Here is a 12,946-nt window from a genome sequence, read left to right as displayed (position 1 = left end):
GATGCGTATCGCTGCTCTGGACGATGATCCGCTGCAACTGGAGATGCTGCGTCAGGTCGCGCTGGAGACGGGCCACAGCTGCCACACCTACCAGACGGGATCGGCCCTGCAGCTGGAGCTGCGCCGCGAGAGCTTCGACCTGCTGATCGTGGACTGGCACCTGCCCGACATGGAGGGAACGGACCTGGTCCGGTGGGTACGCGGGCATGTCAGCCGCGAGCTGCCCATCCTGATCATCACCCACCGCAGCGAGGAAGCCGACATCGTAGAAGGCCTGTCCTGCGGCGCCGACGACTTCATGGTCAAGCCCGTGCGCCATGGCGAGTTGCGCGCGCGCATGGCCGCGCTGCTGCGCCGCGCCTATCCGGTGAACACGCAAAGCGTGCTGGAGTTCGGGCCCTATCGCTTCCTCACCGCCACCAACAGCCTGGAGATGCACGGCCAGCCCATCGAGGTCACGCACCGCGAATACACGCTGGCCCTGACGCTGTTCCAGAACCAGGGTCGCCTGCTGTCGCGCGAGCACCTGCGCGAGGCCGTGTGGGGCCACAATGCCGAAGTGCAGTCGCGCTCGCTGGACACGCATATCTCGCGCCTGCGCGCGCTGCTGAACCTGCGCGCCGGCCAACCCTACGCCATCAGCGCCGTCTATGGCTACGGCTACCGCCTGGACGTGCCCGATGCCGCCCTGCAGGCGGCCGCGCAGACGCCATGACCGGACACATGCCCGCCACGGCTCGATGGCATGGCCCCATTGCCCGGGCCTGCGTGCTGGCGACGCTGACAGCGCTGGGAATGGGCGGTGCCCTGGCACAGATCAAGCCAGCATCCCGCGACGGCGACATGATGGCGCACCGCGTGGTCTCCGGCGACACCCTGGAGCAGCTGGCAGCACGCTATCTTGGCGATCCTCGCCAGTGGACCCGGCTGCAGCAGCACAACGGCGTGGCCGACCCCTATCGCCTGAGGCCCGGCTCCGTGCTGGAGATCCCCGTGCGCCTGCTGCGCGCCGCCGTGGCTTCGGTGGAGTTCGTGCAGGGTGATGCGCGCTCCACCCGCCCGCTGGACCACCTGGCCGACAGCCGGGCGGATACCCAAGGTGTCGGCGAGCCGGTACGCAAGGGCCAGACGCTGCAGGAGGGCGACCGCTTGCAGCTGGCCGAGGACGCCTTTGTCGCCGTGCGCCTGGCCGACGGCTCCCTGGTCCGCGTGCAGTCGCAATCGGACGTGCTGCTGCGCCAGATGCGGCGCAAGGGCCGCGCCGGCAGCCTCCAGTCCGTGCTGGACCTGCGCGAAGGTGGCGTGGAGGCATCGGTTCCTCCCGAGCCCGACCATGCCGAGCGCCGCTTCGAAATCCGCACGCCCGCGGCCTCGACCAGCGTGCGTGGCACCCGCTTCCTCGTGCAGGCCGATGCATCGGGCAGCACGGCCGCAGCGGTCGATGAGGGAACGGTCGCCGTGGACTCCGATGGCCCCGAGGCCGGCGCCGCGCTGCTGCGTCCGGGTCAAGGCGTGGCCGTGGCTTCTGATGGCAGGGTGGGCCCTGCCCGATCCATGCTGGAAGCGCCCGACGTCACGGCGTGGCCCGCGCTGTCCGAGGATGCCAACTGGGTCAGCCTGCCACTGCCGACCCTGCCGGGCGCCGTGCGCTACCAGTTGCTGCTGTCCCGTGATGCCGACATGACCCAGGTGCTGCGCAGTGCCAGCTTCCAGGCCATGGCATCGCCCTTGCGGCTGGCCGGGGTCGAGGATGGGGACTACGTGCTGTCGCTGCGCGGCGTCGACGCCCAGGGCATTCCGGGAGCCGCCAGCCGCCATGCGTTGCGCGTCAAGGCCCATCCCGTGCCGCCGTTGTACGAGGCACCGCAGGCAGATGCCACCGTGGGCCTGGGCCAGGCCAGCCTGCAATGCACCAGGGTCGTGGGCGCTGCCCGCTACCGCATCCAGGTCGCCTCCGCCGAAGCGGGGAGCGGATTCGCAGCGCCTGCCATCGACGCCCGCGACCTGAGCGACTGCGTCCTGCCCCCGGCGGCTCTGGCCAGGCTGCCCGCTGGGCGCTATCTGTGGCGCACCGCCAGCATCCGCACGCTGGCAGATGGCAGCGCCGATCAGGGCCCCTTTGCCGCGCCACAGGCCATGCGGCTCGCGCCCGTACCGGCAAAGCCGTCGGCCGATGCGCTGCAGATGGGTGACCGCCCCGGGGAAGGCAGCCGCCAGATCCGCTGGAGTGGCGAATCCGGCCAGCGATACCATGTGATGGTGTCGCGCGACCAGGAGTTCAACGCCCCGCTGGTCGACACCTGGACCGAGCAACCCCAGTGGAGCGCCGAAGGCCTGCCGGCAGGCACCTACTACCTGCGGCTGCAGATCGAAGATGCCAACGGCCTGCGCAGCGACTTCTCGGCCGCGCGCCAGTTCCGCACGGGCAGCTGGATCGTGGATGCCAGCGGCCAGATGCTGCATTCCGGCAGTGGAGAACGCCTGCAGCGCCAGTAGGCCGCGCCTCAGCCCCACGTCGAACCTCTCCAGCGCTTGTCCAATCTTCCGCCCACGCCAGAGCCCGGCCCCGAAGCCCCCGCGCAACAGGCGCCAGCCCGTGGCCGCGGGCTGCGCAGGGACTGGCTGCTGCTGGCCGCCGGCCTGCTGTCCCTGGTGCTCTGGCTCAGCGGTGACGGGCAGCTGGAGCGCGCCAACGGCTTCGTGCAGGACACGGCGAGCTGGCTGCACCAGCCACGGGCCTCCCGGGACATCGTCATCATCGCCATCGACGAGGCCAGCATCGACGCCATCGGTCGCTGGCCCTGGCGGCGCGCACTGCATGCAGGCCTGCTGGAGCGCATCGGCCAGGCCCCGCCACGTGCCATCGGACTGGATGTGATCCTCAGCGAGGAAGACCTGGACTATCCCGGCGACGACCTGCTGCTGGCGCGCACCCTGCAACGCAGTGGCCGGACCGTGCTTCCCGTGGCGGCGGGCACCGCCCCTTTGCCGGCCTTCGCGCAGGCCGCCGCGGCCCTGGGACACACCCAGCTTCCCGTGGATACGGACGGCGCAGTGCGCAGCTTCCATGCGGTCGAAGGCACGGCACAGCAGCCCTGGTGGCATATGGCGCTGTCCCTGCACTGCATTGGCGAAAGCGGCCGTGCATGTACCAGCCCGAAGCCCGCGCCGCAGACCCAGCCCGGAGCCCCGGCATGGCAGCGCCATCAGCGGGAAATCATCGCCTTTGCCCGCCCCGGGTCGGAACAGGGCGCCCGGGATCGCTCGCCTTTCACCACCTACTCCTACATCGACGTGCTGCGGGGTCGCATTCCCGCCGCGGCCTTTCGCGGCAAGTATGTGCTGATCGGGACCACGGCCGAGGGCCTGGGCACCCGGTTCACCGCCCCCCTGGGTGCCGGTGCGCGCCCCATCTCCAGCGTGGAAATGCTGGCCCATGTGCTCAACGGCAGCCTGCAGGGCACGCATGTGCATCCCGCGTCCGTGACGCTGGATCGGGGGCTGAACGCGGGCGCGGTGCTGCTGGCCTTGCTGGCACTGGCCTGGCTCGGTCCTTCGGGCGGCATGCTGGCCTGTGCGATGCTGGCCCTGGCCTGCCTGTCGCTGGCCGGCCTCGCGCCCCGCATCTGGCAGGTGCAGACCGCACCCGCAGCCGGCCTGCTGGGCCTGGCCCTGGCCTATCCCCTGTGGGGCTGGCTGCGCCTGCGCGCCGCCGCCCGCTTTCTGGCGCTGGAGCTGCGTGACCTCCAGGGCCAGGGCCTGCCCATGTCCCTGGGCGGCGACCTGCTGGACCAGCGCATCGCAGCCGTGGAACAGGCCTCCCGGCAACTGCGCGCGCTGCACCATTTCGTCAGCGAAAGCCTGCGCCAGCTGCCCTCGGCCACCTTCGTCTGCGACCGCCAGGGGCATCTCCTGCTGGCCAATTCCGCCGCCCATGCCTATGCCCGCAGCCTGGGCCGGGAATTGCGGGCCGGCGACGCATTGCCCCCGCTGCTCGCAGGCCTCAAAGCACCCGAGGCCACAGGCCAGGCAGGCAGTGCCCTGCTCACGGCCACGGCCCTCGCCGCTGGCGCGCTGCCGCGCAGCAGCGAGGGGCAGGATGCCCAGGGGCGCAGCCTGATGCTGCTGGCCCAAGCCTTCGATGCGCAGCCCACCACGGGCTGGCTGATCACCCTGGTCGATATCAGCGAACTGCGCAGCGCCCAGGCCCAGCGCGACCAGGCCATGCAGTTCATCTCGCACGACATCCGCGCCCCTGTCGCCTCGATCATCACCCTGCTGGAAATGCAGCGGGGGTCCGCGACCCCCTTGTCCTCGCAGGCACTGCTGCCACGCATCGAAGGCTATGCCCAGGCATCCCTGCAGCTGGCCGATGACTTCGTGCACCTGGCACGCGCCCGGCAGCAGGTCATCCGCCAGGAACCGCTGGACCTGGGCCTGGTGGTGGACCAGGCCGTGGAAAGCTGCTGGGCCCAGGCAACGGCCGCGCAGGTCTGCCTCCAGTTCAGCCTGCCTCAGCACGAGTACCCCGTGCTCGGCGACCAGGGCATGCTCCATCGCGCCATCGTCAACCTGATAGGCAATGCCATCAAATACGGCCACGGCGGACACATCGGCGCAGAGACGACGGTGCAGTGTCTGCTGTCGCAGGACGCGGCCCATTGCCGCATCGCCATCCGTGATCATGGCCCCGGCATGGATGCCGAGACCCTGGCCCGGCTGAGCCGGCCGTTCGAGCGCCTGGAACAGCACAAGCACGTCGACGGCGTGGGCCTGGGCCTGGCCTTCGCACGCACGGTGGCGGCCCGCCATGGCGGCCGGCTGGACATCCAGAGCGCACCGGCGGAGGGCAGCACCTTCAGCATCGTGCTGCCCAAGGCGACCGCCAGCGCCCCGGATTGAACCGGCGCGGCGGCTGCCCAGGCAACGAAAAAGCCCTGAAACCTTTCGATTTCAGGGCTTTGCGTATGGTGGTGCGGCTGGCAGGAATCGAACCCACGACCCCTTGGTTCGTAGCCAAGTACTCTATCCAGCTGAGCTACAGCCGCAACGCTTCGCATTGTAGCGTGGCATTTTCACCTTCCGGACAAAAGCGCCACATTTGTGCAAAAAAAACGGAAGACGCTGCTCCGCCACCGCCAACAGTCCATGCACAAAAAAAGAGCCTGCCGCCCCACAAGGGCGGCAGGCTCTTTCATACCAATCGATGGTAGGGCCTCCCAGAGTCGAACTGGGCACCAACGGATTATGAGTCCGCTGCTCTAACCAAGCATGAGCTAAGGCCCCGGATTCACCTAGGCAGCGCGGGCACCGCCATGGCAAACGGTTATTGTAGGGCCTAACGGCCGCCTCAACGCTTGTGGCTCAGCGCATTGCTGACCAGCTTGGAGGTGATGTCCACGATCTGGATCATGCGGTCATAGTGCATGCGGGTCGGCCCGATCACGCCCAGCGTGCCCACCACCTTGCCATCGAGCTCATAGGGTGCACTGACCACGGACAGCTCCTCGAAGGGAACGACCTGGCTTTCCCCCCCGATGTAGATGCGCACCCCCTCGGCCTGGCTGGAGAAATCCAGCAGCCGCAGGATCTGGGTCTTTTGCTCGAACAGGTCGAAGGCACGCCGCAGGTTGCCCATGTCGCTGGAGAAATCGCTGACCGACAGCAGGTTGCGCTCGCCTGCGATGACCACGTCCTCCTGGGCGCTGGACATGGCTTCCGTGCCGATGTTGACGGCTGCCTGCATCAGCGTGGCCACCTCGCCGCGCAGCTGCTCGACTTCGCCCTTGAGGCGCTCGCGCACCTCCTCCATGGCAAGGCCCGCATAGTGGCTGTTCAGGAAGTTGGAGGCTTCGACCAGTTGCGATGCCGAGTAATCCACGTCGGTGAAGATGACGCGGTTCTGCACATCGCCCTCGGGCGATACGATGATGACAAGGAAGCGCCTCTCGGACAGGCGCACGAACTCGATGTGCTTGAACACGGAGGTGCGGCGCGGCACCAGCACCACGCCCACGAACTGGGAGAGGCTGGACAGCAGGTTGGCCGCGTTGGCGATGACTTTCTGCGGCTGCTCGGGTGCGAGTTCGGGCGTCACGATGTCTGCACGGTCCGCGGTGAGCATGGTGTCCACGAACAACCGGTAGCCCCGGGCGGTCGGAATGCGGCCTGCCGAGGTGTGCGGGCTGATGATCAACCCCAGGTCTTCGAGGTCGGCCATCACATTGCGTATCGTGGCAGGCGACAATTCAAGCCCCGACGCGCGCGACAGGGTCCGCGAGCCCACAGGCTGGCCGTCAGCGATGTAACGCTCGATCAGCGCTTTGAGCAACAACTTGGCACGTTCGTCGAGCATGTGATGATTTTAGTGATGTATGCCTCAAACACAGCCCGGACGATCCGGGCTTTTTTCATACAGACAGAGCGGCGAAGCCAAAGGCAGCCTGCGATATCCTGCAACCCATGACCTCAAACCAAGCCGCCCTGCTGATACTCGCCAGCGCCGCCGTGGTGTACATCGCAGTCCGTATCGCAGTGAGGATAAGGGCACACGGCCGCAGAAAAACTCTGCTGAGATCACGGAGAGGCCAGCAGAGTTTTGACCCAAAGTCTACGATCTACAACCCTCGGCCATACCGCGGCACAAACCGACGGCGCAAAGATTGAGGACCGAAGAGATCACGTAGGGGTAGCAGCAGATAGACGATGGAGCCACCTGCCACGACCCTCAAAACGATGGATAGCATCTCGCAGGCAAGCCACGGACACGCCCCACATCTCGGCCAGTTCGGCCTGCTGATAAGCACCAGACCGCCACAGCCGCACGATAACCTCAACATCTCCATCATCGATAGAGCGTTTTCGACCCCAAGTCTTGCCGCGTGCCCTAGCCGCAGCTTGCCCAGCCATGACCCTCTCTCTGATCATTGACCTCTCCAGCTGCGCGACGGCACCTAACACCTGAAAGGTGAACTCGCCGAACGGGCTGGACGTATCAAGCGGCTCCGTAAGACTACGGATACCAGCACCCACAGCTTTCAGACGCCGTTCGGTGGCCAGCAAGTCATGCAGGCTTCGAGCGATGCGATCCAGTTTCCAAACGACCAAGACGTCGCCCTGCTGCAAGCAATCGAGCGCCGCGTGCAACTGGGGACGGGGACCAACCCCCGAACTGGAATCAGCAAACAGCCTATGGACACCAGCCCGCTCAAGGGCATCACGCTGCATCGTCGTGTCCTGATCAAGCGTGGAGACACGCGCATATCCGATCAGCATTGCTTACTCCCCGACCCAGAGAAGACCAAGCTTTTTCCAGTCGCGGTTCGTCAAGGCAAACCGGAGCATTGAGCGCAGGACGACAGCACGGCTTGTGCCGAACATCTCGGCCAGCTCGTCGATAGTGCTTGAGATGTGCGCCGGGACAGAGACGTCAAGCCGGGCATGCGTGGCCCGATGCTTGGCAACGCGGGCAGCGTTACCGGAAATGTTTTCGCGATGATCAATAGACATAGGAATCCCTCAACAGCCCTTCACAGGGCCACAGCGAGCCAAAATCGGACTCCCCCAAGATCATTAGGCGCACCCCCTGACAGACGTTGTCTTGCGCTCTACATGCAAGACAAACCAGTCTTTCCAGCGCGACAGCTCCGAGTAGACAACTGACTGACTGTCAAGCACACAGTCGAATGACGCACTGACAGCATCCAGCACCCGAGGGAACCACCCCAGATCTACCGGCTTGCCCATGTCAAAGTCCCCGAATGCGCTGTAGCGATTCGTGAAGGCCTGCCCCTCGCGGAATGCCTTGACAATGTACTTGGCGATATACGAGGCAATGCGCGCAGGACTGCGTGTGCTGTTGCGCTTGCGCCGGGCAAGATCGATGTTGCCGCCACGCTCTTTCGTGACGCCACGCCAGACACTGCGGATAGCGTCAAAGCTCTTGACCTGATAGGTCTGGCCCTGGTCATTCCTGCGCTCGAACACACGGGGCACGTTCGCAGTCGCAATGTGCCAGTGGATTGCCCCCCGAGCTTGGTACTCATACACGGCCACAGCCTTGAACGCGGGCATGTACCTGCGCATGCGCCGGACGAACTCTTTCAGATCCTTTTTGGATCGCTCCAGGTCAGTTTCGTTTGCCCGATACGTGAGGGTCAGCAGGGTGTCTGAGCCCATTGCCTTGCAGAGCTTGCGCACCTTCACTTTTGCCCGGTTTGCCGCGATTGTCAGCGACCGTTCCCGCATCTCGTCGGCCTCCTCCTCGCGCCGCTCGATAACGCGCTCCAGGTAGGTTTCCAGGGCGATGTGATTCCACTCACGTTCGACCCAGACCGTGGGCGCCGTGCCCGAAATCTCCATGTGACCATTGCCCAGGTCATGGGCCTTGACCCGCATGCCCTCGCCTGTGCTGCCATCAAAGACCGTGAGAGCCTCGCCGCAACGGTGCATGTGCAGCAGTTCTTCGGGGGTGTATCGACGCGTAGGGTTCGCATCACAGATAATTCGAATCATGGTGACCTGTCGTAGAGGTTGCTATCACGAACCCCGGGCAGTTGGCGCTGTCGCGGGGTTCACCTTTTTCAGAGCCTTTGCGCCCTGTGTGTTCCAAAGTGTTTATGGGATAAATCTAGGCCGCGCTGCGCGCGGCCCGCGCCTGCGCTTCGCTTGCATCCACGGGCCGCCCGCACGCCGGCCTTGACCGCCATAGACGCAGCGAGACACAGGAGCGCAGCAGCGCAGAAATACATGTTTTTTAGGGCGACGATTCGCGGCCCGCTGAGCTGGAGCACTGCGCCTCGCGGAGCAGGCCAGCGCGGAGGCGAACCCAACGACACAGCAGCGCCAAGCCAAGTAGACCGGGAAGCACGCGGCAGGCGCGCTAGTGACAGCGTGAGCACATCGACGGGCACGTCGCGCGACAAAGCGGCATCTTCGGACAGCGGCCTAACTGGCATCAGAAGACACCCCAGGCGCTCGGGCCCCTGCGTCAGCATTGCCAGCATCGACAAGCACAGGTTCATAGACGTAAGGATCAAATGGACGCAACCTGCGCCATTCATCACACGCAATATGCCCCACATCGAGCAACCGACGCGACCCGTTAAAACACACGCAATGGTCATTGATGCACATTGCACCAGTAATCAGAGGCATCGTAACAACTCGCCTGATTTCATCGTATGCAGGAGCAGTCCAAGGGCGATCCGAAAGCCTAGGAATGAATGCAACGCGCTCGTCAGGCACAACGACAGGCGTTGACGTAGCAGTAACTTGATTACCTTGCCGCTGAAGCGACGATGATGCATTGGGGACGGCCGAAACAGGCTCAGGCGCGCCAGGATGCAAACGAGCATTGATAGCCCTATAAGCAAACCAAGACATCACAAATACAGTCAAAAGCGCAGCAATCATCACAACAAGCATCCACGGAAAGGAACGCACTGGCTTGACATGGATACTTGCGCTTTTGTATTTACCGAATACGCTTTTTGGAAGCTTATATCTCTTCTTAATGGGCGCATTTTTCCAGCCTGTACGGCAGTTATCTGCGCACTCAGGCCACTCATACCACCAGCGACCGAGGATGCCCAGATCGCGCAAATGGACGTGCCGACCGATAAGCGCACGCACATTAGCATGAATGAGATTCGGACCCTGAGTAATTATGTAGAAATCGAGACCCCTATGACGATGCGTTTCCAACGACGCAATCATCTCGGGAATCTTCTGACCAGGACCACCAGGACGCCATACCCGTTGGACCTCATCAATGATGATGACAGAGCCATCAGGCACCGTCTCATGCCATTTCTCAGGCTCCGCCAATTCGATATGCGGAATGAGCAACTCAGGAATGCCATTCACATACAGCTGACGATCTTTGCCAAGCTCATCAAGCATTGAAACCAGAGCAGCACTCTTACCAGTCCCAGGGTTGCCAGTGATGAGTGTGAGCATTTATGAACCCTGCCCAGTTGTTTGCAGAGCAAACCGTTTCATGACCATCCAGGCGAGACCGGAAACAATCCCGCCACTAGTGATAGACATAGCATCAAAAAAACCCGCCATTGCAAGGAGCTGCAAGACCTCAGCACCGAGCCCCGCGAAAGCACCTTGAATAGAACCGATAGCATTAGTGATAGCAGAATCCGCTCCCTCATATGTCGTGTATCCAAAACCAAGAGACACAAGCACACGAGACACCAGGGGCCAAGAAATTTTGGCCAGCCATTCAGCGATGCCCTCCATTAGTCGCCCCTCCTACTGAGACCGACAAATGCCAATGCAGCGGATAGCCACGCGAACCCAACGAGAATCGGCCGTATTCCTGTAGCAAAATCACAGAGCAAATCCCACCGAAATGCCATGGAAACACCCATCACATCGAACTGTCGAGGGGCCGGGCATGAACCATTTTCAGGGCCGACATTCTGCTTTGTTATCTGCATAGGAACAGTCTTTTTCGGCAACTCTTTAGCGTCGATGCCGCCGAGCTTCTGGCAAGCAACAATGTCAGGATACATCTCACAAAGACCCGGATCCTTTTCCGTAGGCTTATCACCATCCCCAGGATTGGGGTCAGGCTTTGGGTTAGGGTCCGGGTTCGGATTATCTACAGGCCTATTAATAGGCTGTATATCAACTTGCCAAGGACTACCAGGCACGGGGGCAGGAGTAACACGAACGCCCGGCTGATTCCAAGGCTGGTTATCTACACCCGGAGGGGCAGAAGGATTGTAATTAGGATTAGGAACCGGATTACCCGTTGGGATAAACAAGGGAGCTATTTCCGGCAGATTTATCGGCAACGGGTACGGCAAATCAAGCGGCACGCGCTCAGGCAAAATATTCCCAGGCTTTGCCAATATCTCCTCAAATCTAGGCTGATCAACTGCCGGGCTAACACAGCCGGCGGGTGTTTTAGTCCAGCCAGCAGGGCACTCTTCTGGCGTCTCAACATCCTTAGAGTAGAGCCCAGCAGTTACATAGTTCCAAATATTTGGATTGCTTTTCATTTGGGCCCGATAATTACAATCTCTAGGACCAAAGGGACCATTAATAATCCCGATAAACTGATAGCTCCAGTCAGCACCGGGACCAGTAGAGGACAAACATGCAGCCTCAGGGCTTGGCTGTAACGCTGGATTCCAGCTTGTCCACCACAACTTCCCGTCACCGCGCACGGGGTCCGAAGTTTCACGCCAAATCCCTTCCGCCTCATCCCAGATCAACTTCCCGACACCGAGCCACGCCGCAATAGCGGCAGCAGTACGCAAGCCTGGATGCGCGAATATCAACCCCGCAGCAATCTTCGGCGCGTTAGCTGCAAAGCGCATAGTCGCAGGGACAGCGACAGACCGACCTCCCACACTCAAAGCAGCATTGGTTCGGACAGTGCCACCCAGAAGCTGGGCACTATTTGCGGCATTGCCAAAATTAAAGGCGCCACCAGCGCCAGAAGCCAACCCACCACCCGGGGACCAGCCAAGCGGTGGAGCCAATTGGGCATACCCAGCATGTACAACACCGGACAACAATGCCGCAACAGCGATTACCAGCGCCCGCAAATCAGCCATACAGCCCCCAGAACGCCGATAAACGCAGCGTAAAACTCAGGCGTTGCCATCGTTACCTCCATCACCAATATGGAAGACAGTGCGCGCAATAAATGTCAGACCATAAACAACGATCCAGACGCCACCAACCATCCAACCGAGAGCGAGCCCATCCGAGGCCTGAAGCAAGCCGCAAGGCTGAGCCTCGAAAGTGCTGACAACTTCAATCAACGGGCTACCAGTCACCGGGCGAAGGCCATATGTAATAGCAGTTGGATTTATTGCCCTGAGCTCCACAACATGGGCCGATCCGCCTTGCTGGACAACATTGCCAATCTGGGAGCTAGCAACCGCTTGAGCAGCTTGCAACTGAGTCGGGTAGCACGCCGCACCCACCTGATAAGAGGGCATTACAAGCTCCGAGACTTAATAAAACGATGAGCAAACAACGCAACACGGGCAGAAAGCACCGCCGCTGATACCCATGCGGCATTGATGCCCATATCAATCAACAGCGGTGCAATCAGCTGCATTACAAACCCCAGTGGATCACAGACCCTTGCGAATGAACTTGAATGCGTAGACGGCAACGATTGCCGCCAGGACGATGCCCGCGACCTTCAGCGCATCAGTCGAAAGACTGCTGAGGGCGGTTGTGACTTCGGCGGGCAGCTCGGCATGCGCCGTGCTGACGGCACCAGCGACAATCGCGGGAATCGCGATAGCGCGCACGATCAGAGTACGTTGGAATTTCATAGAAGACCCCTTGAAAACGATGCGGGATTGCATCGTCTAGACCACGACAAGCCATGGCCTAGGCGCTGAAATCACAGCACGTAATCAAGTCTTCGCAGCCGTGCCGGACTGGCCACCACGGCCCGCAGGAGCGAGCGACGGCACGGGCGTGAAGTCAACGATGGCGGGCATGATCTTGCGAGACTGGAAATCAACCCGCATGCCGTAGACGGGGGCATACAGGCCCCGCGTGATCTTGCCGACCAGGGGGGCAGGAACGGGCGTCACGCCGACTTGCAGCTCAATGCCGTCAGCATCCAGCGTGAGGCAATCGACTTCCTGGAATTCGTAGGGCTTGCCGCTCTTGCCGGTGCCCTTGCGAACCTCTTGCACGACCAGGACCTTGATGAATGCGGGCAGGGGTGTAGACATGGTGTTTCCTTAACAGACTGCGTAATGGAATCCCGCGCAGATCGGGCTATACGAGCGACAGTGCTCTGAGCTACCCCGCACGCGAGGCAGAGCAGAGGCCTGTCAAGGTGCATGCCCCACGGATTGCGCCGGGACAGCCAACCCGGAACTGCCCTCAGAGGCTTGCCCGGGGACATGCAGACTGGCGAGCGACACCCCAACGTTTGGGAACCCGGCATGGA

13 protein-coding genes and 2 tRNA genes are annotated in these 12,946 nt (G+C 62.4%); 3 read left to right on the top strand and 12 right to left on the bottom strand.

Annotated features, from left to right (window positions below; genetic code table 11):
* The first annotated feature begins 1 nt into the window (after position 1).
* From L1Z78_RS06155 to L1Z78_RS06145, 3 genes are read left to right on the top strand one after another with little or no spacing between them, the layout of a single operon-like run.
* A complete protein-coding gene (locus L1Z78_RS06155) occupies positions 2-715 on the top strand; it encodes a response regulator transcription factor (protein WP_234640669.1) in 714 nt (237 codons plus the stop codon).
* 8 nt (positions 716-723) lie between these two features.
* Positions 724-2,496, top strand: a complete 1,773-nt coding sequence (locus L1Z78_RS06150; RefSeq protein WP_234640668.1) for a FecR family protein — start codon at positions 724-726, stop codon at positions 2,494-2,496.
* A gap of 36 nt (positions 2,497-2,532) precedes the next feature.
* Complete coding sequence (locus L1Z78_RS06145; RefSeq protein WP_234640667.1) at positions 2,533-4,902, top strand: CHASE2 and HATPase_c domain-containing protein; 2,370 nt, start codon at positions 2,533-2,535, stop codon at positions 4,900-4,902.
* Positions 4,903-4,971: 69 nt separating this feature from the next.
* On the opposite strand, the gene L1Z78_RS06140 is transcribed toward L1Z78_RS06145, so the two are convergent.
* From L1Z78_RS06140 to L1Z78_RS06085, 12 genes are all read right to left on the bottom strand, one after another.
* Positions 4,972-5,048: transfer RNA gene (locus tag L1Z78_RS06140), tRNA-Arg, on the bottom strand.
* A 159-nt stretch (positions 5,049-5,207) separates the two neighbouring features.
* Positions 5,208-5,286 (bottom strand) — tRNA-Ile (locus L1Z78_RS06135).
* 64 nt (positions 5,287-5,350) lie between these two features.
* A complete protein-coding gene (gene hrcA, locus L1Z78_RS06130; protein WP_234640666.1) occupies positions 5,351-6,355 on the bottom strand; it encodes a heat-inducible transcriptional repressor HrcA in 1,005 nt (334 codons plus the stop codon).
* A gap of 323 nt (positions 6,356-6,678) precedes the next feature.
* The gene (locus tag L1Z78_RS06125; protein WP_234640665.1) at positions 6,679-7,275 is read right to left on the bottom strand and encodes a recombinase family protein; all 597 of its coding nucleotides are present in this window, start codon (positions 7,273-7,275) and stop codon (positions 6,679-6,681) included.
* 3 nt (positions 7,276-7,278) lie between these two features.
* Positions 7,279-7,509 carry a hypothetical protein gene (locus L1Z78_RS06120; protein WP_234640664.1) on the bottom strand — a complete coding sequence of 77 codons (231 nt, stop codon included), beginning with the start codon at positions 7,507-7,509 and terminating at the stop codon, positions 7,279-7,281.
* A 63-nt stretch (positions 7,510-7,572) separates the two neighbouring features.
* Positions 7,573-8,514: a rolling circle replication-associated protein gene (locus L1Z78_RS06115; RefSeq protein WP_234640663.1), complete on the bottom strand. Its 942-nt coding sequence runs from the start codon at positions 8,512-8,514 to the stop codon at positions 7,573-7,575.
* 432 nt (positions 8,515-8,946) lie between these two features.
* Complete coding sequence (locus L1Z78_RS06110) at positions 8,947-9,960, bottom strand: zonular occludens toxin family protein (RefSeq protein WP_234640662.1); 1,014 nt, start codon at positions 9,958-9,960, stop codon at positions 8,947-8,949.
* Positions 9,961-10,251, bottom strand: coding sequence for a DUF2523 domain-containing protein (locus tag L1Z78_RS06105; RefSeq protein ID WP_234640661.1), 291 nt, complete (start codon positions 10,249-10,251; stop codon positions 9,961-9,963).
* Complete coding sequence (locus tag L1Z78_RS06100) at positions 10,251-11,279, bottom strand: virulence factor TspB C-terminal domain-related protein (RefSeq protein WP_234640660.1); 1,029 nt, start codon at positions 11,277-11,279, stop codon at positions 10,251-10,253. The genes L1Z78_RS06105 and L1Z78_RS06100 overlap by 1 nt, the downstream gene beginning before the upstream one ends.
* Before the next feature lie 336 nt (positions 11,280-11,615).
* The gene (locus L1Z78_RS06095) at positions 11,616-11,969 is read right to left on the bottom strand and encodes a hypothetical protein (protein ID WP_234640659.1); all 354 of its coding nucleotides are present in this window, start codon (positions 11,967-11,969) and stop codon (positions 11,616-11,618) included.
* Positions 11,970-12,107: 138 nt separating this feature from the next.
* Positions 12,108-12,314, bottom strand: coding sequence for a major capsid protein (locus tag L1Z78_RS06090; RefSeq protein WP_234640658.1), 207 nt, complete (start codon positions 12,312-12,314; stop codon positions 12,108-12,110).
* An 84-nt stretch (positions 12,315-12,398) separates the two neighbouring features.
* Complete coding sequence (locus L1Z78_RS06085) at positions 12,399-12,725, bottom strand: hypothetical protein (RefSeq protein WP_234640657.1); 327 nt, start codon at positions 12,723-12,725, stop codon at positions 12,399-12,401.
* Between the last annotated feature and the right edge of the window lie 221 nt (positions 12,726-12,946).

This window comes from Delftia tsuruhatensis (assembly GCF_903815225.1).
Classification (GTDB): domain Bacteria; phylum Pseudomonadota; class Gammaproteobacteria; order Burkholderiales; family Burkholderiaceae_C; genus Comamonas; species Comamonas tsuruhatensis_A.
This window is presented reverse-complemented; position numbering and strand designations above follow the sequence as displayed.

Bases quoted from the DNA above. Each gene is read 5' to 3' on its own strand.
- L1Z78_RS06155 (WP_234640669.1), top strand. From the start codon at position 2: ATGCGTATCGCTGCTCTGGACGATGATCCGCTGCAACTGGAGATGCTG.
- L1Z78_RS06150 (WP_234640668.1), top strand. From the start codon at position 724: ATGCCCGCCACGGCTCGATGGCATGGCCCCATTGCCCGGGCCTGCGTG.
- hrcA (WP_234640666.1), bottom strand. From the start codon at position 6,355: ATGCTCGACGAACGTGCCAAGTTGTTGCTCAAAGCGCTGATCGAGCGT.
- L1Z78_RS06125 (WP_234640665.1), bottom strand. From the start codon at position 7,275: ATGCTGATCGGATATGCGCGTGTCTCCACGCTTGATCAGGACACGACG.
- L1Z78_RS06120 (WP_234640664.1), bottom strand. From the start codon at position 7,509: ATGTCTATTGATCATCGCGAAAACATTTCCGGTAACGCTGCCCGCGTT.
- L1Z78_RS06115 (WP_234640663.1), bottom strand. From the start codon at position 8,514: ATGATTCGAATTATCTGTGATGCGAACCCTACGCGTCGATACACCCCC.
- L1Z78_RS06110 (WP_234640662.1), bottom strand. From the start codon at position 9,960: ATGCTCACACTCATCACTGGCAACCCTGGGACTGGTAAGAGTGCTGCT.
- L1Z78_RS06105 (WP_234640661.1), bottom strand. From the start codon at position 10,251: ATGGAGGGCATCGCTGAATGGCTGGCCAAAATTTCTTGGCCCCTGGTG.
- L1Z78_RS06095 (WP_234640659.1), bottom strand. From the start codon at position 11,969: ATGCCCTCTTATCAGGTGGGTGCGGCGTGCTACCCGACTCAGTTGCAA.
- L1Z78_RS06090 (WP_234640658.1), bottom strand. From the start codon at position 12,314: ATGAAATTCCAACGTACTCTGATCGTGCGCGCTATCGCGATTCCCGCG.
- L1Z78_RS06085 (WP_234640657.1), bottom strand. From the start codon at position 12,725: ATGTCTACACCCCTGCCCGCATTCATCAAGGTCCTGGTCGTGCAAGAG.